Below are 24,016 nucleotides of genomic sequence, written 5' to 3' on the forward strand. Positions count from 1 at the left end.
CAGACAGTCATGGCACTGATCGCATCGGATCGTCGCACACTGATCGTTGGGCTGGGAGCTACCGGCCTTTCGTGTGTGCGTCATTGCCATGCGCTCGGCCGTCAGCTGGCCGTGACGGACAGCCGTGCCCAGCCACCCGGGCTTGATGAAGTGCGGGCGCACTGGCCGGACGTGGAAGTGGCGACCGGGGAATTCGACCCTGACTGGTTCCGCAGCTTCGATGAACTCATCGTCAGTCCCGGGGTCAGCCTTGATGAACCAGCGATTGTGGCGGCCGCCGACGCGGGCGCGCGCATTTCCGGCGATCTTGACCTGTTCCGCGAGGCGGTGGAGGCACCGGTGGTGGCCATCACCGGCTCCAACGGCAAGAGCACGGTTACCACGCTGCTCGGAGAGATGACCGCGGAGGCCGGCGTGAACGCCGGGTTTGGCGGCAATCTGGGTACGCCCGCGCTGGATCTGATTGCGCCGGATGTGCCGCTCTACATCCTGGAGGTTTCCAGCTTCCAGCTGGAACGCACCACCGACCTGAAAGCCGAGGTGGCCACCGTCCTGAATGTCAGCGATGACCACATGGACCGCTACCCGGACCGCATGAGCTACTTCCAGGCTAAGCACCGGATCTTCCAGGGCGCGCGCAACGCCGTGGTGAACCTGGACGATCCCCTGAGCCAGCCCCTGCTCAACGAGGGCATGGTGCCGCACTTCTTCGGCCTCTTCCGGGTGGATCTCGGGGTCTTCAGCACCCGCGAGGACGAAACCGGTCTCTGGCTGACCCATGGCCTGGACAACCTGATGCACGCCCGCGAGCTGGCCGTGGCCGGCATGCACAACATCGCCAACGTGCTGGCGGCACTGGCACTGGGCAATGCCATCGGGCTGCCGATGGAGCCCATGCTGGCGGCGGCCCGCCGGTTCCGGGGCCTGCCGCACCGCAGCCAGAGCCTGCGGGAATTCAACGGTGTGCTCTGGGTGAACGATTCCAAGGCTACCAATGTGGGTGCCACCCGCGCGGCGATCGAAAGCCTGGCTCCCTCCGATGGCCAGCTGGTGCTGATCGCCGGGGGCGATGCCAAGGGCGCGGACCTGTCCCCTCTGGTAGAGGCGGTTACGGGCCGGGTCCGCCATCTGGTGCTCATGGGTCAGGATGCGCCGATCCTGGAAGAAGCTTTCGGTGATCGTGTAGCCAGTACACGCGTCGGCACCATGGAGGAAGCGGTCAGGGTTGCGGCGGGCCAGGCATGTGCCGGCGACCGGGTATTGCTTTCCCCGGCGTGCTCGAGTCTGGATCAGTACAGTAGCTATGAGGCCCGTGGCGATGCCTTCGCCCGGGCCGTGGAGGCGCTATGACGGCGGTTGCGGGAAACATGCCCATCCGTGCACCGCGGCGCGAACTCACGGCGCTGCTGTTGAGCGCGGGTGTGCTGCTGACACTGGGCATTGTGATGATTGGCTCGGCTTCCATGGACGTGGCGGCACAGAACTACGGCAACCCGCTGCATTTTGTCCTGCGCCAGAGCGTCTATGTGGTGCTGGGCTGTCTGGCGGGGCTGGTTGCGGCCAACATTCCGCTGGTGTGGTGGCTGCGTGGTGCCTGGCTGTGGCTGGCCGGCGCCTTTCTGCTGCTGATCCTGGTGCTTACGCCGCTGGGAGTCACTGTCAATGGCAGCACCCGCTGGATTTCCCTGGGCGCCGCGAACCTTCAGGTATCAGAGGCGGCCAAGTGGCTGCTGGTGGTCTATCTGGCCGGCTATGTGGTCCGGCGCCATGCGGAAGTGGTGGATACCTGGCCCGGCGTGCTCAAGCCCCTGGCCATACTGGGGGCTGCCAGCGGGCTTCTGCTGGCCCAGCCGGACTTCGGTGCCGTGGTGGTCCTGATGGCGGCTGCCTTTGGCGTTATCTTCGTCAGCGGTGTCGGGCTGGGCCGTTTCCTGGTGGTGAGCCTGACCGGTCTGGCCCTGGGCGCCGCGGCGCTGTTCAGCCAGCCGTACCGGATTGAGCGCCTTGTGGCCTACCTCGATCCCTGGAAGGACCAGTTCAATTCCGGCTATCAGCTGACCCAGGCGCTGATCGCCTTCGGTCGTGGCGAATGGACTGGCGCCGGCCTGGGCAACTCGATCCAGAAACTGTTCTACCTGCCGGAAGCCCACACGGATTTCATCTTTGCCATCGCTGCCGAGGAATTCGGTCTGCTGGGGGCGCTGGGCATCCTGGTGACATTCACGGTGCTCGTTCTCAGTGGTCTGCGTATTGCGCGCCAGGCCCGGGATGCCGGCATGACGTTCGGCGCCTGCCTGGCCTACGGCCTGACGCTTCTGATCGCGCTCCAGGCCTACATCAACATGGCGGTGAACACGGGGCTGCTTCCCACCAAGGGCCTGACCCTGCCGCTCGTCAGCTATGGCGGCTCCAGCCTGGTTGTGACCTGCGTCACCATTGGTGTGATCGCCCGGGTCCAGATGGAAGTGGAAGATCAGCGGGCGCAGGAGGGCGAGGCATCATGAGCCAGCGTTTCCTGATCATGGCGGGTGGCACAGGTGGGCATGTTTTCCCGGCACTGGCCACTGCGGAAGCCCTTCGCGAGAAGGGCCATGAAGTCGCCTGGCTCGGATCCAGTGGCGGTATGGAAGCCGACCTGATCGGTGGCAGGGACATTCCCCTTTACCTGATCGAGGTTTCGGGGCTGCGGGGCAAGGGCGATCTCACCCGCCTGGCGGCACCGGTGAAGCTGGTGCGGGCCCTGTGGCAGGCGTTTGCGGTGGTCCGCCGTTTCCGCCCTGACTGCGTGCTCGGCATGGGTGGTTTCGCAGCCGGGCCGGGCGGTCTTGCGGCCTGGCTGCTGCGCCGGCCACTGGTGATCCACGAACAGAATGCGATTGCCGGTATGACCAACCAGTGGCTCTCGCACCTGGCCGAGATCACGCTGGAGGCATTCCCCGGCGCCTATGGAACGAAGACCGTGACCCGCTGCACCGGTAATCCGGTGCGTCAGGACCTGACGGGGCTCCCTGAACCGGCGGAACGTGTCGGTCGTGGGCAGAAGCTGAAACTGCTGGTACTCGGGGGCAGCCGCGGTGCCCGAGCCATCAATGAGGTGGTGCCGGAGGCGCTGAAAACGCTGGAGGCCGGTCGACAGCCGGAGGTCCGCCATCAGTGTGGCCGGGATCATCTGGAAAGCACCCGGGAGACCTACGCGGATGCGGGCGTCCCGGCGGACGTGGTGCCCTTTATCGGGAACATGGCCGAAGCCTACGGCTGGGCCGACCTGGTGGTCTGCCGGGCGGGCGCCCTGACGCTGGCGGAGCTCGCCTGTGTAGGCGTGGGGTCCGTGCTGGTGCCTTTCCCGCATGCAGTGGATGACCATCAGACGGCCAACGCGCGCCATCTCAGCGATGCAGGGGCAGCCCTTCTGATGCCCCAGTCCCAGCTGGATGCGGCGGGGCTGGCGCGCGAAATCCAGCGTCTCAGTGAAGACCGTGAGGCGCTGCGCACCATGGCGGAACGGGCCCGCGAGCTGGCGGTCCCGGACGCCACCGAACGTGTTGTCAATTACTGTCTGGAGGCGGCTCATGGCCGAGCGTAATACCAGCCCCATGGTCCATGACGTGCCCGAGATGCGGCGTATCCGCGGGATCCACTTCGTGGGTATCGGCGGCGCCGGTATGAGCGGGATCGCGGAAGTGCTCTACAACCAGGGCTATGAGGTCACCGGCTCCGATATCCGCGAAAGCGCCGTGACCCGGCACCTGGGAGGGCTGGGGATCCGGGTGGCCATCGGGCACCGTGGCGAGAACAGTGCCGATGCGGACGTGGTCGTGGTTTCCAGCGCCGTCGATGAATCCAATCCCGAGGTCGTCACGGCCCGCGAAAACCGTGTTCCGGTGGTTCCGCGGGCGGAGATGCTGGCCGAGATCATGCGCTACCGCCACGGCATTGCGGTGGCGGGCACCCATGGCAAGACCACGACCACCAGCCTGATCGCCTCGATTCTGGGCGAGGGCGGCCTGGACCCCACTTTCGTGATCGGCGGCAAGCTCAACAGCGCCGGCACCAATGCCCAGCTCGGGCGTTCGCGTTACCTGGTGGCGGAGGCCGACGAGAGCGATGCCTCCTTCCTGCACCTGACACCGGTGATCAGCGTGGTGACCAACATCGATGCGGATCACATGCATACGTACGGCGGGGATTTCGAGAAGCTCAAGCAGACCTTCGTGGAGTTCCTGCACAGCCTTCCGTTCTACGGTGTGGCCATCATGTGCTGTGACGATCCCCGCGTGCGGGAAGTGGCGGAGCGCATCTCGCGGGCCGTGATCACCTATGGTTTCAGCGAGGATGCCGACTACCGCGCCGTGGACGTGAGCACGGACGGCTTCAGTACCGGTTTCCGCGCCCTGCGTCCCGACGGTTATGCGGACCTGCAGGTACGCCTGCGCATGCCGGGCCGGCACAACGTCCTCAATGCCATGGCAGCCATTGCCGTTGCCACGGATGAGGGCGTCGGGGATGAGGATATTCTGAGGGCGCTGGAGCATTTCTCCGGTGTCGGCCGTCGCTTCCAGGTCTACGGCGACTACCCGGTAGCCGGGGGCGAGGTCACGCTGGTGGACGACTACGGGCACCATCCACGTGAGGTGGAGGCGGTGATCCAGGGTGTGCGCGATGCCTGGCCCGGTCGTCGCCTGGTCATGATCTACCAGCCGCACCGGTTCAGCCGGACCAGTGATCTCTATGACGATTTTGTGCGGGTGCTGTCCACCGTGGACGTGCTGCTGATGCTGGATGTCTACGCGGCGGGCGAGCAGCCGATTCCGGGCGCGGACAGCCGCAGCCTGTGCCGGAGCATGCGCCAGCGGGGCCAGCTGGATCCGGTGTTCGTGGAGGATACGGATCGTGTTGAGGACCTGCTGGGGAACCTGCTCCAGCCCGGCGACCTGCTTATTACCCAGGGGGCTGGCGACATCGGAGGCCTGTCGGCACGCCTTGCGGCCAACGGACTGACGGGCAGTGGAGGTGATCATGACGGTCACTGACGATTACCGCGTCAGCGCTGAACAGGCACAGGCCCTGGGCCGTGTTGCCGTCCTGATGGGTGGCGATTCGGCGGAGCGCAGTGTTTCCCTCAAGAGCGGTCAGGCCGTGACGGACGCGCTCCAGGCGGCCGGGGTGGATGCCTATGCCGTGGATGTGCAGGGCAATGCCATTCTCAGGCTGGCCGCCGAAGGCGGATTTGACCGGTGCTTCATCGCCCTTCACGGACGTGGCGGAGAGGACGGCACCCCCCAGGCCATACTGGATCAGGCGGGGCTCCCCTATACCGGTAGTGGGGTCCTGGCCTCGGCGCTGGGCATGGACAAGCTGCGCACCAAGTACGCGTTCGCGGGTGCTGGGCTTCCCACGCCGGCTTTCCGATTCATGCGTTCGGTCGGGGAGGCCGAGGCCATCCTGGGCGAGCTGCGCGCGCCACTCGGCGTCAAGCCGGCGCGGGAGGGGTCGAGTATTGGTATCCGCAAGGTGGAAACGGTCGCCGAACTGAAGGATGCCTACATCCAGGCCTGTGAACTCGATCCACTGGTGCTGGTGGAGGAATGGATAACGGGTAGCGAATACACCGTCAGCATTCTGGGTGACCAGGCACTGCCGGTGATCGGGCTGGCCACCGACCATATCTTCTACGACTTCGAAGCCAAATACCTCTCGGACGACACCCACTACATGCTTCCCAGTGGCCTGGACAGCACCCACGAGCAGCGAATCCGGGAGCTGTCGCTCGAGGCCTTCGGGGTCATTGATGGCTGCGGATGGGGACGGGTGGATGTCATGCAGGACGCCGCGGGGGATTTCTGGCTGCTGGAAGTGAACACCATTCCCGGCATGACCGACCACAGCCTGGTGCCCATGGCCGCCGAGGCGGCCGGTATCGGGTTCCGGGAACTCTGTGTCCGGATCCTGGAACAATCACTGGAGGTGCGGGCATGAACGGGCTTCTGTCGCCATTGCGGATCCGGGATACGCGTGCGAAGACGGCGCGTCAGCGCGGCGCCAGCCCCATGGTGGAGGACCCCTCCGCGCTGCGCCTGGCCCTGCGCATGGCCGGCAGTGCCGTGGCGCGGGTGCCCTGGAGCCAGGTGTCGCTCGGGATGGTAGTGGCGATTACCGCCGCCATGCTGCCCTGGGCCATTGGCCAAGGAGTTCAGTTCCTGGATCAGGACTTCAGTCGGGTCCAGGTGCAGGGCGATCTGACGCGGGTGACGGAGCCGGCGCTTCAGAATCATCTGGAGCCCTTCATCGGGACCAGCTATTTCGCCACCGACCTTTCCCGCGTGAAGGCCCAGCTCGAGATGCTGCCCTGGGTTGAGAGCGCGGCCGTCGAGCGCGAATGGCCCGGAACCCTGTCCGTCAGCGTGCGCGAGCATGACCCCGTGGCCCTGTGGAACGGGCGGGCCCTGATCAGCGACGAGGGTGCGGTATTCCGGCCCGCCGCCCCGGCGGCCCTGGACCTGCCCCGGCTCAACGGTCCGCCGGGGCGCGCGGACGAGGTGCTGGAGCGGGCCCGGGCCTTCCGCAGCGAACTGGCGGCGCTGGGTCTGGGGCTTGAGAGCATCAGCCTGGAGGCCAGGGGCGCCTGGACGCTGCTCCTGGACAACGGCATCAGCGTCTCGCTGGGCCGGGACCGGGTCCGGGAGCGCTTTGAACGCTTCATGACGGTTTATGAATCCCGGCTGTCGCCTGTGGCGGCGGATATCACCGGGGTGGATGCGCGCTATGGCAACGGGGTTGCGGTGCGCTGGAGAGATTCTTGAATCACGGGACTCAGGTTATGTCATCGGCAGACACAGAGAACATGATCGTCGGGCTTGATATCGGCACCTCAAAGGTGGTGGCGCTGGTCGGCAAGCAGAATCCGGACGGTTCCATCGAGGTTGCCGGCATCGGCTCGCATCCGTCGCGCGGCCTCAAGCGCGGGGTGGTGGTCAACATCGAGACCACTGTCCAGGCCATCCAGCGCGCGGTCGAGGAAGCGGAGCTGATGGCCGGCTGCCGGATCCACTCCGTGTATGCCGGTATCGCGGGGAGCCACATCCGCAGCATGAACTCCCACGGCATTGTCGCCATCCGTGACCGGGAAGTGACCCAGGCCGATATCGACCGGGTCATTGATGCCGCCCAAGCGGTGGCGATCCCGGCGGACCAGAAAGTGCTGCACATCCTGCCCCAGGAGTTCGTGATCGATAACCAGGAGGGCATCAAGGAGCCCCTGGGCATGTCCGGAGTACGGCTCGAGGCGAAGGTTCATCTGGTGACCTGCGCGGTGAACGCGGTCCAGAACATCGACAAGTGCGTGCGCCGCTGCGGCTTGGATGTGGACGACATCATCCTGGAGCAGCTGGCATCGAGCTATTCGGTGCTGACGGACGACGAACGCGAGCTGGGCGTGTGCATGGTGGACATCGGTGGCGGCACCACCGATATCGCCATCTTCACCGGCGGAGCCATCCGTCACACGGCGGTGATTCCCATTGCCGGCGACCAGGTGACCAACGACATCGCCATGGCACTGCGTACGCCCACTCAGAACGCGGAAGAGATCAAGACCCGCTACGCCTGCGCCCTGACACAGCTTGCCGGCGCCGAGGAAACCATCAAGGTCCCGGGGGTCGGCGACCGTGCGCCCCGGGATCTTTCCCGGGCGGCGCTGGCGGAGGTGGTCGAGCCCCGTTACGAGGAGCTCTTCACCCTGGTCCAGTCCGAGCTGCGGCGCAGCGGATTTGAGGATCTGATTCCGGCGGGGATCGTGGTGACCGGCGGCTCTTCCATGATGGAAGGCGCGGTGGAACTGGCGGAAGAGATCTTTCACGCGCCCGTGCGCCTGGCGATACCGTCAGGCGTGACGGGCATGAGCGACGTTATCGGCACCCCGGTGTACGCCACCGGCGCGGGGCTGCTGATGTACGGCTTCCGGCAGGCGGAGAAAGGGCGCGGGGGCGGCCCCTCTCCGGCTGCGGGGGATTCACTCCTGGCACGAATCAAGCAATGGTTCACCGGGAATTTCTGAATCGATCATCAATGAATCCAAATAAAGCGGCATGAGCTGCTGGATAGAAGGAAGGAGAAGGGGAATGTTCGAACTGGTAGACAACGTAGAGCAGAGCGCAGTGATCAAGGTCGTCGGCGTCGGCGGGGGTGGCGGTAACGCTGTCCGTCACATGCTGGCAAGCGAGATCGAGGGCGTTGAGTTCCTGTGCGCCAACACCGACGCCCAGGCACTGAAGGATCTGGACAGCAAGTCCCTGATCCAGCTGGGTGGCAACATCACCAAGGGTCTGGGCGCCGGGGCGAACCCGGAGATCGGGCGTCAGTCCGCTATGGAGGACCGTGATCGCATAGCCGAAGCCCTGAAAGGCTCGGACATGGTCTTCATCACCGCGGGCATGGGTGGTGGCACCGGCACAGGGGCGGCACCCATCGTGGCCGAAGTGGCCCGCGAGATGGGCATCCTGACGGTGGCCGTGGTCACCAAGCCGTTCGGCTTCGAGGGCGGCAAGCGCATGAAGGTTGCCGATGCCGGCCTCAAGGCGCTTGAGGATACCGTGGATTCGCTGATCACGATCCCCAATGAAAAACTGCTGACCGTGATGGGCAAGAACACCAGCCTGCTGGATGCCTTCGCCTCGGCGAACGATGTGCTGCTGGGCGCCGTCCAGGGCATCGCCGATCTGATCACCCGCAACGGCATGATCAATGTCGACTTTGCGGACGTGAAGACGGTCATGTCCGAGATGGGCAACGCCATGATGGGTACCGCCCGTGCCACCGGCGACGAGCGCGCCCGCGAGGCGGCCGAGGGTGCCATCCGCAGCCCGCTGTTGGACGACATCAACCTTCAGGGCGCGCGCGGCATCCTGGTGAACATCACCGCGGGCATGGACCTGAACCTGGGCGAGTTCAGCGAGGTCGGCGACATTGTGCGCGAATTCGCTTCCGAATCCGCCACCGTTGTGGTCGGCACCGTGATTGATCCGGAAATGGAGAACGAGCTGAAGGTGACCGTGGTCGCCACGGGGCTCAATGCCGAGGGAGATTCGCCCCAGAAGGTGGTGGACAACACCCGCAGTATGGATGGCAAGACCGACTACAACCAGCTGGACCGCCCGGCGGTACTGCGTCGGCGTGCCGTGGCCAGCGAGGGGAATGCGGCCGTGGATCAGGACAGCCAGGGCGAGCAGGATACCAATGTCGACTACCTCGACATCCCGGCATTCCTGCGTCGGCAGGCAGACTGAGGCCGAGGGGATCCCGGGGCAGTGGGCGTCGATGCGGCCAATGTCTCGGTTTTCCACAGACTGTACAAATGGCGTCTAAGCACGCCATCTGTTACGGTATGAGCTATATTACGGCTTCAGTTTAAGCCGTTTCCATGACGGAACAATGACATCATGATCAGACAACGCACCCTGAAGAACACCATCAGAGCCACCGGCGTCGGACTCCATTCCGGCGAAAAGGTGTTTCTGACACTGAAGCCGGCGCCGGTGGATACGGGCATCGTGTTCCGGCGCGTGGACCTGGACCCGGTTGTGGAGGTGGCAGCGAGAGCCGAATACGTCGGCGAGACCATGCTATCCACCACCCTGGTGAAAGAGGGTGTCCGTGTGGCGACGGTTGAGCACCTGATGTCGGCCATGGCCGGCCTGGGGCTCGATAACTGCTTGGTGGAGCTGAGTGCGGCGGAAGTGCCGATCATGGATGGCAGCGCGGGGCCCTTTGTGTTCCTGTTGCAGTCCGCCGGCATCGCCGAGCAGGAAGCGCCCAAGAAGTTTACCCGCATCAAGCGTGAGGTGACCGTCGAGGAAGAGGGCAAGTGGGCCACGTTCACACCCTTTGACGGCTTCAAGGTGAGCTTCACCATTGAGTTCAATCACCCGGTGTTCGAGGGTCGCAACCAGAATGCCACGGTTGATTTCTCAAGCACCTCCTTCGTCAAGGAGGTGAGCCGGGCGCGGACCTTTGGCTTCATGCGCGATATCGAGGCATTGCGTTCCATGAACCTGGCCCTCGGTGGCAGTGTGGATAACGCCATTGTGGTGGACGATTACCGCATCCTGAACGAGGACGGCCTGCGCTACGACGATGAGTTCGTCCGTCACAAGATGCTCGATGCCATTGGCGACCTCTATCTGATGGGCAGCAGTCTGATCGGTGAGTTCCGTGGCTTCAAATCGGGACACGACCTGAACAACAAGCTTCTCCGCAAGCTCATTGCGGAAGAGGACGCGTGGGAGGTCGTGACCTTCGACGATGAGGCCAAAGCCCCTATCTCCTACTTCAAGCCGAGTCTGGCCGCCACAGGCTGAACCGGCTACTGGCCCTCCCCGGCATGTGAGGACAGGCGTCTCAGTACTCCGCTGAGGCCGCTGTCCTCCGTTTCCTCCGCAATTTCCCGAAGAAGTTGGGCGTTATCCGCTGTCATTGCCGGTCGTTCCCGTGCTGTTCGCGGGCGCGGGTCATGCCAGGGCTGAACCCTTGCGCGGACACGCCACACCTGACTGAAGCGTTCATCCTGTCGCAGATTCTGGACGATGGCGCGCTGCTGGAAGCGAACCTGGCTGGCGCGGGTGCTGTCGGGCACCAGAAGTGTCAGTTCGCCGTTCGCATAACCGCCGAAACGGCAGCATTCGGCCAGGTTGCCGGGAAGTGCTTCAAGGATGACGGTTTCTACACGCCGGTGCTGTTCGGCCTGTCTGAGAAGCCGGCTGAGCGGGCCTTCCGAGCCACTGTCGAGGGGATGGGCGGGGCGGTTTTCCCGGGGCATCAGCGCTACCTGCAGAGGGAGAATACCTTAAAATTGTAACGGAACCTTTCCGTGACCTGTCCCACAGTTAAGATTCCGTTAGACTCTCACTTGGAGTATGCTCGGCATCCATCCTACGATCAACAACCGGTCGAGGGATGCTGCAGGGTCTCAGAACACAGAGTCGCAAGACGGAGAGTTCGGGTGAACCTATGAACATACTTTTTGTGGGCCGCCATCACGGCAGAGCCCGGGTCTTTTCTCCGGGTCGAAGCACGCTGTTTGCCGCGGGTGCCAGTCTCGCACTGATGATGGCCGGCGCCGGCTGGGGTGGTTACCAGCTGGCAGTCCAGTCCGGGGCCACTGGCACCGTTGCGGAGAGTCACATGGTTGACCGCTGGAAAGAGCGGCTGGATCAGACCCAAGCGGAGCTGGACCGGATAGAGTCCAGTGCCGAGAACGAGATCTCGGCACTGACACGGCGTGTGGGCGAGCTTCAGGCCCGCGCCATGCGGGTGGATGCGCTGGGCCAGAACCTGATGGCGTCCGCGGATCTGTCCGGCGAGGAGTTCGACTTTGAGTCCCGCCCGGCGATGGGCGGCCCGGAACCCGAGATGGCGGGGGAAAGTCAGACCACGACCGCCCTTGAGCATCAGATCAGCGCCCTTGAAAGCCGGCTGAGCTCCCGCGAGAAGCAGCTGACGCTTCTGGACCGGCTGATTGCCAATCGTGAGCTCAAGAGCCAGCGTGAAGTGGATGGCAGGCCAGTGAACTGGGGCTGGACCTCGTCGCCCTATGGCTACCGGACTGATCCCTTCAATGGCCGTCGGGCGTGGCACACAGGGGTTGATATCGCAGGCCGTGAAGGTGGCGATGTCATCTCGGTCGGCGCCGGTGTTGTGACAGAGGCCCGCAAGAAGGGCGGCTATGGCTATATTGTTGAGATTGACCATGGTGATGGCTATAAGACCCGTTATGCCCATGCTAAGAAACTGCTGGTCGAGAAGGGCGACATCGTGGAGAAGGGCCAGAAGATCGCCGCCATGGGATCAACAGGCCGTTCCACCGGGCCGCATGTGCATTTCGAGGTGGTCAAGGACGGCACCCGCAAGAATCCCACCGACTTCATGTAACGCCCCGGCCGGGCCAGCCCCCGGCCACTGCTTTTCCCTCTCAGTTAATTGGCGTTAGAATGCAGTGCCTTATTGTGTTCGACAGCGCCGACTCCATCTGTTCCGCCCTGTCCCTTTTCGCGGCGCCCGTCCAGGCAGGGCTTTTAGGGAAATGAATCAGGATTATGTTCTCACAGCTGGCCACCCGTCTTTTCGGAAGTAAGAACGCCCGTGAAATCAAGCGCATGCAGAAACTGGTTGATCAGATCAACCAGTTCGGAGAGGGCCTCGGGGAGCTCTCGGATGAGGCGCTCAAAGCGAAGACCGGAGAACTCCGGGAAAAGCTCGGTAACGGCGCCGAGCTGGAGGACATACTGCCGGAAGCGTTCGCGGTGGTGCGCGAGGCCAGTGACCGGGTTCTCGGCCTGCGCCATTTCGATGTCCAGCTGATCGGGGGCATTACCCTGCACGAGGGACGCATTGCCGAGATGCGCACCGGTGAGGGCAAGACGCTGGTGGCGACCCTGCCGATCTACCTCAACGCGCTTACCGGTAACGGTGTTCACCTGGTCACCGTGAACGACTACCTGGCCCGGCGTGATGCGGCCTGGATGGGCCAGCTGTACAACTTCCTGGGGCTGAGTGTGGGCGTGATCAACTCCGGCCAGCCCTCGGAGGATAAGCGCGCGGCCTATGCCTGTGATGTCATCTACGGCACCAACAACGAGTTCGGCTTCGACTACCTGCGCGACAACATGGCGTTCAGCCTGGAGGACAAGGTCCAGCGTGGGCTCCACTACGCCATTGTGGACGAGGTTGACTCCATCCTGATCGACGAGGCGCGTACACCGCTGATCATCTCTGGTGCGGCGGAAAGCGATACGGACATTTATCGGCGGGTGAACGAACTCATTCCCCATCTGGAGAAATCCTCCGAGGATGCGGAAGAGGAGCCGGACGGCGACTTCACCATTGATGAGAAGTCCCGTTCCGTGGAGCTCACGGAGAAGGGTCATGAGAAGGTGGAGGCCCTGCTGCGCGAGGCCGGGCTTCTGGAGGAGGACTCCAGCCTCTATTCGGCGGCCAACCTGAGCCTTCTGCATCACATCCACTCCGGGCTGCGGGCCCACCACCTGTTCCATCGCAACGTGGATTACATCATCAGTGAGGGCCAGGTGGTCATCGTGGACGAGCACACCGGCCGCACCATGCCCGGCCGGCGCTGGAGCGAGGGCCTGCACCAGGCGGTGGAGGCCAAGGAAGGCGTCGAGATCAAGGCCGAGAGCCAGACGCTGGCCTCGACCACCTTCCAGAATTTCTTCCGTCTCTACGACAAGCTGGCCGGCATGACCGGTACGGCGGATACAGAGGCGTTCGAGTTCCGCCAGATCTATGGCCTGGATGTGGTCTGCATCCCCACCAACAAGCCGGTCAACCGCACGGACTACAACGATCTGATCTACCTGACCAAGGAAGAGAAGTATCAGGCGATTATCGACGAGATCCGGGATGAGGTTTCCGCAGGGCGTCCTGTGCTGGTGGGTACGGCCTCCATCGATACCTCCGAGGTGATGTCGAAGCTCCTCAGCGAGGCAGGCATTCCCCATAACGTGCTCAACGCCAAGCAGCACGAGAAGGAGGCCCATGTCATCGCCCGGGCGGGTAAGCCCGGCACCGTTACCATCGCCACCAACATGGCGGGCCGTGGTACCGATATTGTATTGGGTGGCAACCTGGATGCGGAGCTGGCCGATCTCGGCGAGAATACCTCCGAAGCCGATGTCGAGGCCCTGAAGCAGGACTGGCAGCGCCGCCATGACGCGGTGGTTGAGGCCGGTGGCCTACACATCATCGGTACCGAGCGCCATGAATCCCGCCGGATCGACAACCAGCTGCGTGGCCGTGCCGGCCGCCAGGGCGATCCGGGCTCCTCCCGGTTCTTCCTGTCCCTGGAGGACGACCTGATGCGCATCTTCGCGCCGGATCGGGTCAAGAACCTGATGCAGGCGCTGGGTATGCAGAAGGGGGAGGCCATTGAGCACCGCATGGTCACCAACTCCATCGAGAAGGCCCAGCGCAAGGTCGAGGGGCGCAACTTCGACGTGCGCAAGCAGCTGCTCGAGTACGACGACGTGGCCAACGACCAGCGCCGCGTGGTATATGAGCAGCGCAATGAGGTGATGGAGTCCGAGGATATCTCGGGGCTCATCCAGCAGGTGCGCGAGGATGTGGTCGACTCGGTCATAAGCCAGCACATTCCGCCCCAGAGCATGCCCGAGCAGTGGGACATTCCCGGCCTGGAGCAGCAGCTCGAGAGCGAACTGGGCCTGCAGGTGCCGGTACGCGACTGGCTTGAGGAAGAGGGCATGTACGAGGAGAAGCTGCGCCAGCGGATCCTCGATGAGCACATCCGTGTCTATCAGGAGAAAGAAGAGGTGGTCGGTGCCGAGACCATGCGCCGCTTCGAGAAGCAGGTGTTCCTGCAGACACTGGATACCCTCTGGAAGGAGCATCTGGCGAACATGGATCACCTGCGCCGGGGCATTCACCTGCGTGGCTATGCCCAGCGTAACCCCAAGCAGGAATACAAGCGCGAGGCCTTCAACCTCTTCCAGAACATGCTGGAGTCGATCAAGTTTGACGTCGTGCGGGTGATCTCGCGCGTTCGCGTCCAGCGTCAGGAAGAGCTGGATGAGATGGAGCGCCGTCGGCGTGAAGAACTGCAGCAGGAGCTGGCCAGGGCCCAGGCGCGCCATGACGAGGCCAGCGGCCAGGCCGCTGGCCGCGCGGATGACAGCGAGGCTGGTGAAGGCCAGGATGACGGCGATGAGGACAGTGCCGGTGTTGGCCAGCAGCCGTTCGTTCGTGATAACCGCAAGATCGGCCGTAACGAGCCCTGCTACTGCGGTTCCGGCAAGAAATACAAGCACTGTCACGGTAAGGCGGAATAAGCGTTATGGCGGTCAATCCCGCACCTCTTCCCGAATTCCACGCGGTACCGGGCGTGCGTCTGGGTACCGCGGATGCGGCCATCAAGAAGCCGGGTAGTGACGATCTGGTGCTGGTGGAGCTGGCCGAAGGCAGTGCCGCTGGTGCCGTCTTTACCCGCAATGCCTTCCGTGCCGCACCGGTGCTCGTGGCTGAGCAGGCGCTGGCGGCCGGACGACCGCGCTATCTGCTGATCAACACTGGCAACGCCAATGCCGGCAATGGCGAGCAGGGCCTTTCGGACGCCCGCGCCTGCTGTCGGGCCGTGGCGGAAGCCGCAGGTGTGGGCGCCGAGCAGGTCCTGCCGTTTTCCACCGGTGTGATCGGCGAGCCGCTGCCCCTGGCACGCATGCTTGAGGCCATCCCGAACGCCGTCACGGCGCTGGATGCCAGCGGCTGGGCAAAAGCGGCGCCTGCCATCATGACCACAGACACGGTGTCCAAGGGGGCCACGCGCCGGGTGATGATTAACGGCGAACCGGTGCACATCTCCGGCATCAGCAAGGGCGCTGGCATGATCCGCCCCAACATGGCCACCATGCTCGCCTTTGTCACCACGGACGCTGCCATTCCGGCGGACGTTCTCAAATCGCTGGTGCGCGAGCTGGCGGACACCAGTTTCAACCGCATCACGATTGACGGTGACACCTCCACCAATGACGCCTGTCTGCTGGCGGCCACGGGTCGGAGTAACGCCGAGGTCCTGGATTCACAGGGTCGGATCGTAGCGGAGCTGCGCGAGGCGCTGGCATCCGTGTTCCTTGAGCTCTCCCAGGCCATTGTCCGGGATGCGGAAGGCGCAACCCGCTTCGTGACCGTGGAGGTTGGCGGGGCCGCCGACGCCGATGAGGCCTGCCGTGTGGCTTTCGCCGTGGCCGAGTCGCCGCTGGTCAAAACGGCGCTCTACGCAGCCGACCCCAACTGGGGCCGGATACTTGCGGCCGTGGGGCGTGCAGGCATCGAGAACCTCGCTATCGACGGTGTTGCGATCCATCTCGATGATGTCTGCATCGTGCGTCATGGCGGGCGGGCCCCGGAGTACACCGAGGAGGCCGGCCAGGCCGTGATGGACCAGCAGGAGCTGACCATCCGCATTGACCTGGGGCGTGGCAGCGCACTGGAACGGGTCTGGACCTGCGATTTCTCCCATGAGTACGTCACCATCAACGCCGAATACCGCACCTGAGCCCGTGAAAACGGTGCATGTGGCCGTTGCGGCGGTCTGTCGCCAACAGGCCGGGCGCGAGCAGGTACTGGTGGCCCGCCGGCACGCCCAGCAGCATCAGGGCGGCCTTCTGGAGTTCCCGGGCGGCAAGGTCGAGCCCGGCGAGTCCCCTGCGGCCGCGCTTGTCCGTGAGCTTGATGAGGAGGTCGGCCTCCGGGTGCTGGAGAGCGGCCTGGGCTTTGAATTGAGCCTGACCCACGACTATGGCGACCGCCGTGTCCAGCTGGATCTCTACCGCGCCACCGGATTCTCGGGAGAACCGCAGGGTCGGGAAGATCAGCCGCTGATGTGGCTCGATGTGGCCACCCTGGATCCAGGTGACTTTCCGGCCGCCAACCGCCGCATGATCCAGGTGCTGGCGCTGCCGGCACGCACGCTGGTTACCGGTGCCGGCGTGACAGCGGATGGTCTCGCAGACCGGCTTCAGGGCTGGGCGGGCAGCCAGTGCCTGCTGCGCTGTCCGGAGCTCGATGATGCGGCGTATCAGGGGCTGGCTTCGGCCTGTTTACCTGTGGCCCGAAACGCGGGTTGTCCGCTGCTGCTTCACGGCGCACCGGAACGCCTGACGGCGGTTCCCGATGCCGACGGCTTGCACCTGCCCTGGCTGGAGGCACGTGCTCTCATGGAGCGCCCTGTCAGTAGGGCGTACCGCCTTGGGGTGTCTTGCCATGACCGCGCCAGCCTGGAGCATGCACAGAGGCTGGACGCGGACTATGCCTTTGTCTCGCCGGTCAGGCCCACGGCCAGCCACCCGGATCGCCCGCCACTGGGCTGGGACGGTTTCCGGGCGCTGTTGAGGGATCTGGATCTTCCAGTCTATGCACTGGGCGGGGTTGGTGGCGATGATGTGGCAGAGAGCCGCCGGCATGGCGGCTGTGGAATTGCCGGTATCGGCTTCTGGTGGCATTGAAGGAGGAATGATGAGCGGTCTCAGTCATGTGGACGAAACCGGTGCGGCCAATATGGTCGATGTCGGGGACAAAGCGGTGACCCAGCGCGAGGCGAGAGCGGGGGGGACCATCCGGATGCAGCCGGAAACACTGGACATGATCCTGGCGGGTGAGCACCCCAAGGGAGATGTGCTGGCCACCGCGCGGATCGCCGGCATCATGGCCGCCAAGCGCACCCATGAGCTGATTCCCTTGTGCCATTCGCTGAATCTGAGCTCGGTCAAGGTCTGGCTCACGCCCCGGGAGGAGCGTGACGGCATCGACATTGAAAGCCGGTGTCGCCTCAACGCCGCCACGGGTGTAGAAATGGAGGCGCTCACAGCTGTATCCGTGGCGGCTTTGACGCTCTATGACATGTGCAAGGCAGTGGATCGTGGCATGGTCATGGACGGTATCCGGCTCCTGGAAAAGCAAGGCGGTCAGTCCGGTCACTGGCAGGCACCTGAGCAAGGCGGGGCCTGACCCCGTTCAGCGGCGCTGCGCCTTCTGTTAAACTGCCGCCTCTTTTCATGCTGTGAGGATCGCCCGTGGTCGTCCGATTCATCGAGAGCTGTCGCCTCCCCACGCCTTTCGGTGTGTTCGATATGCATGGGTTCGAGGAGATCGACACCGGCCAGGAGCATGTGGTGCTCAGTCTGGGCGAGGTTTCGGACGGCAGGCCTGTGCTCGGGCGCACCCACTCCGAGTGCCTCACCGGTGACGCCCTTTACAGCATGCGCTGCGACTGCGGCTACCAGCTTGAGGAGGCCCTGCGCAGCATCGCCATCGAAGGGCGCGGAGTGCTTCTCTATCTGCGCCAGGAAGGGCGGGGTATCGGGCTTCTGAACAAGATCCGGGCCTACCGGCTGCAGGATGAAGGTGCGGATACCGTGGAGGCGAACGAGCGCCTGGGCTTTGCGGCGGATCTGCGGGACTACAGCATGTGCCTGGACATGCTTGAGCATCTGGGCATCAAACAGCTGCGGCTGATGACCAACAACCCGGTCAAGGTGGATGCACTCAGGGATCTGGGTGTGGACGTGGTCGAGCGCGTACCACTGGAAGTGGGCCGTAACCCCCACAATGAGTCCTATCTGGACACCAAACGCTCACGCATGGGCCACTGGTTCCATACCCATCAAGACGACGACCCGCCACCCTCCGGGGGCTGACGGGTCAGGTCTGGGCGACGGCGAGGCCGCTGTCGCTGCCCCCGGAAAGACGTTTGCTGATGGCGCTGTGGATGCTCTGCGCATCCAGCCCGGCATCCGCGAGCTGTTCTGCGGGCTTGCCGTGGTCGATGAAGCGGTCGGGCAGGCCCAGCTGCAGAAGATCCACGCCAACCCCGGCGGCATGCAGGTGTTCCGACACGCCACTGCCGGCACCACCGGCCACCATATTCTCCTCGATGGTCACCAGCAGGTCATGGCTGGCCGCCAGTTTCTCCACCAGTGCCGTGTCCAGCGGTTTCACGAAGCGCATGTCCGCCACGCTGGCATCCAGTGATTCAGCAACTTCAAGTGCAGGCGTAACCATGGCCCCGAAGGCCAGTATCGCCACCCGCTTGCCCTCGCGGCGCATCACGCCCCGACCGAGCGGCAATGCCTCCATGTGCTCATCCACGACAGCCCCGGGGCCTGTCCCTCGCGGATAGCGCACCGCGGCGGGCCCTTCATGGCACCAGCCGGTATAGAGCATGTGCCGGGTCTCGTTTTCGTCCGAGGGCGCCATGACCACCATGTTGGGCACGCAGCGCAGATAGGTCAGATCGAAGGCCCCGGCGTGGGTTGGGCCGTCTTCGCCCACCTGGCCGGCACGGTCCAGTGCGAAGAGCACATCCAGGTTCTGCAGGGCCACATCGTGGATCAGCTGGTCGTAGGCCCGCTGCAGGAAGGTGGAGTAGATGGCCACCACCGGCTTGGCGCCGTCACAGGCCATGCCGGCCGCCAGGGTGACCGCGTGCTGCTCGGCGATGGCGACATCGAAGTAGCGCTCCGGGAAGCGCTCGGAGAAGGCCACCAGGTCCGAGCCCTCGCGCATGGCGGGGGTGATGCCCATGACCCGGTTATCCTGTTCGGCCATGTCGCACAGCCACTGGCCGAAGATGTTGGAGTACTTGGGCTTCTTGGGCGCGTCCGCGGGCTGCACGGGTGGCGCGGGTTCGATCTTGTTGATGGCGTGGTAGCCCACCGGATCGGACTCCGCCGGGCCGAAGCCCTTGCCCTTGGTGGTGACCACGTGCAGGAACTGGGGGCCGTCGAGCTGGCTGATGGTATCCAGTGTTTCCAGCAGCAGCGGCAGGTCGTGGCCATCGATGGGGCCGATGTAGTTGAAGCCCATCTCCTCGAACAGGGTGCCCGGGGCCAGCATGCCCTTGAAGTGTTCCTCGGTGCGGCGTACCAGGGCCTTGAGCCCCGGGGTGTTGGCCAGCGCACGCTTGCTGCTGTCGCGCACCTGATTGTAGGTCCGGCTTGCCAGAAGGCGCCCGAAGTAGTTGGAAAGCCCGCCCACGTTGTGGGAGATGGACATCTCGTTGTCGTTCAGTACCACCAGCAGGTTGGCGCGTACATCCGCGGCATGGGTCAGGGCCTCAAAGGCCATGCCCGCCGTCATGGCGCCATCACCCATGACGGCGATGCCTTTGCGGTTGTGGCCCTGCTGGCGTGCGGCCAGCGCCATGCCCAGGGCGGCACTGATGGAGGTGCTGGAGTGGCCCACACCGAAGTGGTCGTACGGGCTTTCATCGCGGTTGGGGAACGCAGCCAGGCCGTCCTTCTTGCGGATGGTGCGCAGCTGCTCGCGGCGCCCGGTCAGGATCTTGTGGGGATAGGCCTGATGGCCGACGTCCCAGACCAGGCGGTCCCCTGGGGTTTCAAAGATGTAGTGCAGGGCCAGTGTCAGCTCCACCACGCCCAGGCCGGCACCGAAGTGCCCGCCGGACTGGCCCACGGACCATAGCAGGAAGGCCCGCAGTTCGCGCGCCAGCGGTACCAGCTGGTCACGGCTGAGTGTGCGCAGCTGCTCCGGTGTGTTGATGCGGTCCAGCAGGGGCGTCTCCGGGCGCTGCGTGGGTATGCTGTTGAAAACGGTCTTGTCCTGCATCCGGGCCTTGCTGCCTTGGCGGTTCCTGACGGTAATCCCGCATTATAGTGAAATCGGCGCGGAAGATCAGTCCCGCGTTTCCTGGCACAATAAGCCTGCGGCCGAGGCAGTGACAACAGCGTGACGTCAGTGGTTACGCTCGATGATAAAAGCGGCCAGTGCGGCGAGCAGGGAGGCGTCGCCGGGAATCCGCTCCAGGTGCTCCAGGGCATCACGATGGAGGTCATCCAGCCGCGCGCGGGCGCCATCCAGGCCCAGCAGGGCGGTGTAGGTGGCCTTGTCCGCGGCCGTGTCCGACCCCTGGGGCTTGCCGGTCACGGCGGAGCTGCCTTCCACATCCAGGATGTCATCCTGCACCTGGAAGGCGAGCCCGATACTGCGCCCGAAGGCACGCAGGGAGGTGATGAGCCGTTCATCGCCACCGGCGCAGTGGGCGCCGAGCACCAGCGAAGCCTCGATGAGCGCGCCGGTCTTGCGTCGATGCAGCGCCTCAAGGGCATCCATGGAGGGATGGGCGCCGGTGGCGTCCAGATCCAGTGCCTGCCCTCCCGCCATGCCCCTGTGGCCGGAGGCGGTGGACAGTTCCCGGACCATGGCCACAACTGCTTCGGCAGGCCGGTCAGTGCCGGAAAGCGTCTCGAAGGCCAGTGTCTGCAGGGCATCCCCGGTGAGGATGGCGGTGGCCTCATCAAACGCCACGTGGCAGGTGGGCTGGCCACGGCGGAGGTCGTCGTCGTCCATTGCCGGCAGGTCATCGTGCACCAGGGAATAGGCATGGATGAGTTCAACGGCTACTGCCGCGGGCAGGGCCTGCTCATCACTGCTTTCCCCGGCGCAGCGGTACGCGGCCAGCACCAGTGCGGGGCGCAGGCGTTTGCCGCCACCGAGTACCGCATGGCGCATGGCCTGGTGAAGGCGGCGGGGCTCGGTGTCCGGGTCCGGAAGGGCGCGCTCCAGGGCGTCTTCCAGACGCTCACGGGTGTCGTTGAGGAAAGCGTCGACTGTCATGCCTCGGAGCTGTCCTCCGGGAAGGGGTGTGTCTCAAGTTCGCCCTGGCTGTTCTCGATCACCTGCTCCACGCGCTGTTCCGCATCACGCAGGGACTGCTGACATGAGCGGGTAAGCTGGACCCCGCGCTCGAACGCCTTCAGGGATTCCTCCAGCGGCATGTCGCCCTGTTCGAGCTTGCGCACCAGGGATTCCAGCTCCTGGATGCTCGCCTCGAAGCTGGCGGCGTTGCCGCTGTCACTGTTGCTGTTGTCGCTGTCACTTTCGCTCATGCATCCACTCCCGTCGCTGCCGGTGCCACCATCGGGTGAACGGCCGGATTGTAGCATGCCCTCTGTCCCCGTCACCCAGCCTGCGGCTACTTCCATCCTCTGGTACCATGCCGGGCTTTATCGGACAACGGAACGGAATCGGATGGGCATCCTCGAAGCACTGGTTTTCTATCTGGGGCTGGGCGCCGTCGCCGGAACGCTGGCGGGCCTGTTCGGGATCGGTGGCGGGCTCATCATCGTGCCCGCGCTGGTGTTCGCTTTTGGCTGGCAGGGTGTCAGCGGCAGTGTTACGGCGCATCTGGCGGTCGGTACCTCCCTGGCGACGGTCGTATTCACGTCCCTGAGCTCCATCCGGACCCATCACGGCAAAGGCGCCGTACGCTGGGACCTGTTCCGGCCCATGGCCGCGGGTATACTGCTGGGGGCAGCGCTGGGCGCGGTCACGGCCGGACTTCTCAGCGGGGAAATCCTTCAGGGCATCATCGGTGTCTTTGTGCTGCTGGTCGCCGTTAAGATGGTGACCGGCTGGTCTCCCATGGCCTCCGACCGCCAGCCCGCGAAAGCGGAACTCGGGGGCGTGGGCGGTGGCATCGGCTGGCTTTCCGCGATTGTCGGCATCGGTGGTGGCACACTGACGGTGCCGTACCTGACGTGGGTCGGCGTGCGCATGCAGCATGCCGTGGGCACATCGGCGGCCTGTGGCCTGCCCATTGCGGTTTCCGGGGCGCTGACCAACATGGCCGTGGGCTGGGGGCGTGAAGGGCTTCCGGCGTACAGTGTCGGGTTCGTGTTCCTGCCTGCGCTGCTGGGTATTGTATTGATGAGCGTTCCCTTTGCCCGCGTTGGGGCGCTGTTGGCACACCGGTTGGATGAGCGCTGGCTCAAGCGCCTGTTCGCGCTGCTGCTGGTGGTGATTGGTGTGCGGTTTCTGATTTCAGGTTGAAGGTCTCATGCTGGTACATCCGCAATTCGATCCGGTCGCTGTTTCCCTGGGTCCTCTGGACATCCACTGGTACGGGCTGACCTATCTGGTCGCCTTTGTCGGGGGCTGGGCACTGGCGCGGCTGCGCACCAGCCGCCCGGATTCGCCGGTCAACGCCGAACAGCTGGGGGATCTGCTTTTCTATATGGCGCTGGGCGTGATCCTGGGTGGGCGCTTCGGCTATGTGCTTTTCTATCACTTTGAACGCTTTTTCGCGGAACCGCTCTGGCTTATCCAGATCTGGGAAGGGGGCATGTCCTTCCACGGGGGGCTCATCGGTGTTCTGGCCGCCATGCTGGTGTTCGCCCGGCGCATCGGCACCGGTTTCTTCAACATCGCGGATTTCATCGCGCCGGTGATTCCCGTGGGCCTGGCCCTTGGGCGGCTGGGCAATTTCATCAACGGTGAACTCTGGGGGCGCCCCACGTCGCCGGAACTGCCTTGGGCGATGGTCTTTCCCCAGGCCGGGGATGCCCTGCCGCGCCATCCCTCGCAGCTCTACCAGTTCGCGCTCGAGGGCGTGCTGCTGTTCGTGGTGCTCTGGTGGTTCTCCGCCAGACCCCGCCCGCGAATGGCGGTCTCCGGGCTCTTCCTGGCCGGTTACGGGGTTCTGCGTTCCGTGGCCGAGTTCTACCGCGAGCCCGACGCTCACCTTGGTTTTGTGCTGCTGGACTGGATGACCATGGGGCAGGTCCTGTCCGCGCCCATGATCGTGGCCGGCGCCATACTGCTGTTTCTGGCCTATCGACAGGGGAGGCCCGCCTGAATGGAGTCCTATCTGGCGCTGATGCGCGATGTGATTGATAACGGCGTTGACCGGGGCGACCGTACCGGTGTTGGTACCCGTTCGGTGTTTGGGCGCCAGCTGCGCTTTGACCTGGGCCAGGGCTTTCCGCTGCTGACCACCAAGAAGGTCCATGTGCGCAGCATCATCCATGAGCTCCTGTGGTTCCTTCGTGGATCAACCGACAACCGGGAACTGCAACAGCACAATGTCTCCATCTGGAATGAATGGGCCACCGACGACGGGGACCTGGGGCCGATCTACGGCAAGCAATGGCGCAGCTGGCAGTGCCCGGATGGCAGTACGGTGGACCAGATCAGTGAGGTTCTGGACGGCATCTGCAGCCGGCCCGAGTCCCGGCGGCTGGTGGTGACGGCGTGGAACCCGGCGGAGCTGCCGGATGAGTCCATGGGTCCCCAGGAGAACGTGCACGCGGGTTGCATGGCACTGGCGCCCTGTCACTGCCTGTTCCAGTTCTTTGTCGCGGACGGGCGGCTTTCCTGTCAGCTCTATCAGCGGAGCGCCGATCTGTTCCTGGGGGTACCGTTCAACATCGCCTCCTACAGCCTGCTCACCTGCATGATGGCGCAGCAGGCGGGGCTGGAGCCCGGTGATTTCGTGCATACCTTCGGGGACGTGCATCTCTATCAGAACCATCTGACGGAGGACATTGTCTACGAGCAGTTGCGCCGCACACCGGGGGCGCTGCCGGTGCTGGAGCTGCAGCGTCGTCCGCCCAGCCTGTTCGAATACAGGGAGGTGGATTTCCGGATCTCCGGTTATGATCCGTATCCGGTGATCCGCGCGCCCATCGCCATCTGAGGT

Annotated in this window: 22 protein-coding genes; 18 read left to right on the forward strand and 4 right to left on the reverse strand. The window is 64.4% G+C overall.

Going from position 1 to position 24,016, the window contains the following annotated elements; genetic code table 11:
* Positions 1-9 precede the first annotated feature (9 nt).
* The 9 genes from murD to lpxC all read left to right on the forward strand — a co-directional run bounded on the left by murD (position 10) and on the right by lpxC (position 10,352).
* Positions 10-1,350 (forward strand): UDP-N-acetylmuramoyl-L-alanine--D-glutamate ligase, encoded by a 1,341-nt coding sequence (gene murD, locus H4I92_RS00265; RefSeq protein ID WP_077528652.1) that lies wholly within the window; start codon positions 10-12, stop codon positions 1,348-1,350.
* Positions 1,347-2,504, forward strand: coding sequence for a putative lipid II flippase FtsW (gene ftsW / locus H4I92_RS00270; RefSeq protein WP_077528653.1), 1,158 nt, complete (start codon positions 1,347-1,349; stop codon positions 2,502-2,504). The genes murD and ftsW overlap by 4 nt, the downstream gene beginning before the upstream one ends.
* The gene (murG, locus tag H4I92_RS00275; protein WP_077528654.1) at positions 2,501-3,583 is read left to right on the forward strand and encodes an undecaprenyldiphospho-muramoylpentapeptide beta-N-acetylglucosaminyltransferase; all 1,083 of its coding nucleotides are present in this window, start codon (positions 2,501-2,503) and stop codon (positions 3,581-3,583) included. The genes ftsW and murG overlap by 4 nt, the downstream gene beginning before the upstream one ends.
* The gene (murC, locus tag H4I92_RS00280; RefSeq protein WP_077528655.1) at positions 3,570-5,030 is read left to right on the forward strand and encodes a UDP-N-acetylmuramate--L-alanine ligase; all 1,461 of its coding nucleotides are present in this window, start codon (positions 3,570-3,572) and stop codon (positions 5,028-5,030) included. Before murG ends, murC begins: the two co-directional genes overlap by 14 nt.
* A complete protein-coding gene (locus H4I92_RS00285) occupies positions 5,017-5,976 on the forward strand; it encodes a D-alanine--D-alanine ligase (RefSeq protein ID WP_077528656.1) in 960 nt (319 codons plus the stop codon). Before murC ends, H4I92_RS00285 begins: the two co-directional genes overlap by 14 nt.
* Complete coding sequence (locus tag H4I92_RS00290) at positions 5,973-6,800, forward strand: cell division protein FtsQ/DivIB (RefSeq protein WP_077528657.1); 828 nt, start codon at positions 5,973-5,975, stop codon at positions 6,798-6,800. The genes H4I92_RS00285 and H4I92_RS00290 overlap by 4 nt, the downstream gene beginning before the upstream one ends.
* A gap of 17 nt (positions 6,801-6,817) precedes the next feature.
* Positions 6,818-8,053 carry a cell division protein FtsA gene (gene ftsA / locus H4I92_RS00295; protein WP_077528658.1) on the forward strand — a complete coding sequence of 412 codons (1,236 nt, stop codon included), beginning with the start codon at positions 6,818-6,820 and terminating at the stop codon, positions 8,051-8,053.
* A 64-nt stretch (positions 8,054-8,117) separates the two neighbouring features.
* A complete protein-coding gene (gene ftsZ, locus H4I92_RS00300; protein ID WP_077528659.1) occupies positions 8,118-9,281 on the forward strand; it encodes a cell division protein FtsZ in 1,164 nt (387 codons plus the stop codon).
* Positions 9,282-9,434: 153 nt separating this feature from the next.
* Positions 9,435-10,352, forward strand: a complete 918-nt coding sequence (gene lpxC / locus H4I92_RS00305) for a UDP-3-O-acyl-N-acetylglucosamine deacetylase (protein WP_077528660.1) — start codon at positions 9,435-9,437, stop codon at positions 10,350-10,352.
* A 5-nt stretch (positions 10,353-10,357) separates the two neighbouring features.
* Here the strand turns inward: lpxC and H4I92_RS00310 are convergent, their stop codons facing one another.
* Positions 10,358-10,810 carry a DciA family protein gene (locus H4I92_RS00310; RefSeq protein WP_077528661.1) on the reverse strand — a complete coding sequence of 151 codons (453 nt, stop codon included), beginning with the start codon at positions 10,808-10,810 and terminating at the stop codon, positions 10,358-10,360.
* A gap of 191 nt (positions 10,811-11,001) precedes the next feature.
* Between H4I92_RS00310 and H4I92_RS00315 the strand changes: the two genes are divergently transcribed.
* The 6 genes from H4I92_RS00315 (at position 11,002) to ribA (ending at position 18,215) form a co-directional block, all read left to right on the forward strand.
* Positions 11,002-11,922 (forward strand): M23 family metallopeptidase, encoded by a 921-nt coding sequence (locus tag H4I92_RS00315; protein ID WP_077528662.1) that lies wholly within the window; start codon positions 11,002-11,004, stop codon positions 11,920-11,922.
* A 164-nt stretch (positions 11,923-12,086) separates the two neighbouring features.
* On the forward strand, positions 12,087-14,852 hold the full coding sequence (gene secA, locus H4I92_RS00320) for a preprotein translocase subunit SecA (protein WP_077528663.1): 2,766 nt from the start codon (positions 12,087-12,089) through the stop codon (positions 14,850-14,852).
* Positions 14,853-14,857: 5 nt separating this feature from the next.
* Positions 14,858-16,075 carry a bifunctional glutamate N-acetyltransferase/amino-acid acetyltransferase ArgJ gene (gene argJ, locus H4I92_RS00325; RefSeq protein ID WP_077528664.1) on the forward strand — a complete coding sequence of 406 codons (1,218 nt, stop codon included), beginning with the start codon at positions 14,858-14,860 and terminating at the stop codon, positions 16,073-16,075.
* A complete protein-coding gene (locus H4I92_RS00330) occupies positions 16,038-17,024 on the forward strand; it encodes a Nudix family hydrolase (protein ID WP_077528665.1) in 987 nt (328 codons plus the stop codon). The genes argJ and H4I92_RS00330 overlap by 38 nt, the downstream gene beginning before the upstream one ends.
* A 10-nt stretch (positions 17,025-17,034) precedes the next feature.
* Positions 17,035-17,526, forward strand: a complete 492-nt coding sequence (gene moaC / locus H4I92_RS00335; RefSeq protein WP_077528666.1) for a cyclic pyranopterin monophosphate synthase MoaC — start codon at positions 17,035-17,037, stop codon at positions 17,524-17,526.
* Positions 17,527-17,591: 65 nt separating this feature from the next.
* Positions 17,592-18,215, forward strand: a complete 624-nt coding sequence (gene ribA, locus H4I92_RS00340; protein ID WP_077528667.1) for a GTP cyclohydrolase II — start codon at positions 17,592-17,594, stop codon at positions 18,213-18,215.
* Positions 18,216-18,219: 4 nt separating this feature from the next.
* Here ribA and dxs read toward each other — a convergent pair whose 3' ends face one another.
* The 3 genes from dxs to H4I92_RS00355 all read right to left on the reverse strand — a co-directional run bounded on the left by dxs (position 18,220) and on the right by H4I92_RS00355 (position 21,425).
* Entirely contained in the window at positions 18,220-20,145 is a 1,926-nt protein-coding gene (dxs, locus tag H4I92_RS00345) for a 1-deoxy-D-xylulose-5-phosphate synthase (RefSeq protein WP_077528668.1), read from the reverse strand.
* Positions 20,146-20,271: 126 nt separating this feature from the next.
* Complete coding sequence (locus tag H4I92_RS00350; RefSeq protein ID WP_077528669.1) at positions 20,272-21,153, reverse strand: polyprenyl synthetase family protein; 882 nt, start codon at positions 21,151-21,153, stop codon at positions 20,272-20,274.
* Positions 21,150-21,425 (reverse strand): exodeoxyribonuclease VII small subunit, encoded by a 276-nt coding sequence (locus H4I92_RS00355; protein ID WP_077528670.1) that lies wholly within the window; start codon positions 21,423-21,425, stop codon positions 21,150-21,152. Before H4I92_RS00355 ends, H4I92_RS00350 begins: the two co-directional genes overlap by 4 nt.
* A 142-nt stretch (positions 21,426-21,567) precedes the next feature.
* Between H4I92_RS00355 and H4I92_RS00360 the strand changes: the two genes are divergently transcribed.
* Genes H4I92_RS00360 through H4I92_RS00370 form a run of 3 tightly spaced genes read left to right on the forward strand, consistent with a single transcriptional unit; the run spans position 21,568 to position 24,013 of the window.
* Positions 21,568-22,368 (forward strand): sulfite exporter TauE/SafE family protein, encoded by an 801-nt coding sequence (locus H4I92_RS00360; RefSeq protein WP_077528671.1) that lies wholly within the window; start codon positions 21,568-21,570, stop codon positions 22,366-22,368.
* A 7-nt stretch (positions 22,369-22,375) separates the two neighbouring features.
* Positions 22,376-23,173, forward strand: coding sequence for a prolipoprotein diacylglyceryl transferase (lgt, locus tag H4I92_RS00365; protein WP_077528672.1), 798 nt, complete (start codon positions 22,376-22,378; stop codon positions 23,171-23,173).
* Positions 23,174-24,013 carry a thymidylate synthase gene (locus H4I92_RS00370; protein ID WP_077528673.1) on the forward strand — a complete coding sequence of 280 codons (840 nt, stop codon included), beginning with the start codon at positions 23,174-23,176 and terminating at the stop codon, positions 24,011-24,013. It abuts the gene before it with no gap.
* The last annotated feature ends 3 nt before the right edge of the window (positions 24,014-24,016 follow it).

It is taken from the genome of Vreelandella halophila, assembly GCF_019903425.1.
Lineage (GTDB): Bacteria > Pseudomonadota > Gammaproteobacteria > Pseudomonadales > Oleiphilaceae > Halospina > Halospina halophila.

What these genes read in the sequence shown, in the direction of transcription:
- ftsA (WP_077528658.1), top strand. Translation starts at nt 6,818, where the DNA reads ATGTCATCGGCAGACACAGAGAACATGATCGTCGGGCTTGATATCGGC.
- murG (WP_077528654.1), top strand. Translation starts at nt 2,501, where the DNA reads ATGAGCCAGCGTTTCCTGATCATGGCGGGTGGCACAGGTGGGCATGTT.
- H4I92_RS00360 (WP_077528671.1), top strand. Translation starts at nt 21,568, where the DNA reads ATGGGCATCCTCGAAGCACTGGTTTTCTATCTGGGGCTGGGCGCCGTC.
- H4I92_RS00310 (WP_077528661.1), bottom strand. Translation starts at nt 10,810, where the DNA reads ATGCCCCGGGAAAACCGCCCCGCCCATCCCCTCGACAGTGGCTCGGAA.
- H4I92_RS00315 (WP_077528662.1), top strand. Translation starts at nt 11,002, where the DNA reads ATGAACATACTTTTTGTGGGCCGCCATCACGGCAGAGCCCGGGTCTTT.
- secA (WP_077528663.1), top strand. Translation starts at nt 12,087, where the DNA reads ATGTTCTCACAGCTGGCCACCCGTCTTTTCGGAAGTAAGAACGCCCGT.
- lgt (WP_077528672.1), top strand. Translation starts at nt 22,376, where the DNA reads ATGCTGGTACATCCGCAATTCGATCCGGTCGCTGTTTCCCTGGGTCCT.
- H4I92_RS00355 (WP_077528670.1), bottom strand. Translation starts at nt 21,425, where the DNA reads ATGAGCGAAAGTGACAGCGACAACAGCAACAGTGACAGCGGCAACGCC.
- lpxC (WP_077528660.1), top strand. Translation starts at nt 9,435, where the DNA reads ATGATCAGACAACGCACCCTGAAGAACACCATCAGAGCCACCGGCGTC.
- ftsZ (WP_077528659.1), top strand. Translation starts at nt 8,118, where the DNA reads ATGTTCGAACTGGTAGACAACGTAGAGCAGAGCGCAGTGATCAAGGTC.
- ftsW (WP_077528653.1), top strand. Translation starts at nt 1,347, where the DNA reads ATGACGGCGGTTGCGGGAAACATGCCCATCCGTGCACCGCGGCGCGAA.
- H4I92_RS00370 (WP_077528673.1), top strand. Translation starts at nt 23,174, where the DNA reads ATGGAGTCCTATCTGGCGCTGATGCGCGATGTGATTGATAACGGCGTT.
- murC (WP_077528655.1), top strand. Translation starts at nt 3,570, where the DNA reads ATGGCCGAGCGTAATACCAGCCCCATGGTCCATGACGTGCCCGAGATG.
- H4I92_RS00285 (WP_077528656.1), top strand. Translation starts at nt 5,017, where the DNA reads ATGACGGTCACTGACGATTACCGCGTCAGCGCTGAACAGGCACAGGCC.
- H4I92_RS00350 (WP_077528669.1), bottom strand. Translation starts at nt 21,153, where the DNA reads ATGACAGTCGACGCTTTCCTCAACGACACCCGTGAGCGTCTGGAAGAC.
- murD (WP_077528652.1), top strand. Translation starts at nt 10, where the DNA reads ATGGCACTGATCGCATCGGATCGTCGCACACTGATCGTTGGGCTGGGA.
- moaC (WP_077528666.1), top strand. Translation starts at nt 17,035, where the DNA reads ATGAGCGGTCTCAGTCATGTGGACGAAACCGGTGCGGCCAATATGGTC.
- dxs (WP_077528668.1), bottom strand. Translation starts at nt 20,145, where the DNA reads ATGCAGGACAAGACCGTTTTCAACAGCATACCCACGCAGCGCCCGGAG.
- H4I92_RS00290 (WP_077528657.1), top strand. Translation starts at nt 5,973, where the DNA reads ATGAACGGGCTTCTGTCGCCATTGCGGATCCGGGATACGCGTGCGAAG.
- argJ (WP_077528664.1), top strand. Translation starts at nt 14,858, where the DNA reads ATGGCGGTCAATCCCGCACCTCTTCCCGAATTCCACGCGGTACCGGGC.
- H4I92_RS00330 (WP_077528665.1), top strand. Translation starts at nt 16,038, where the DNA reads ATGAGTACGTCACCATCAACGCCGAATACCGCACCTGAGCCCGTGAAA.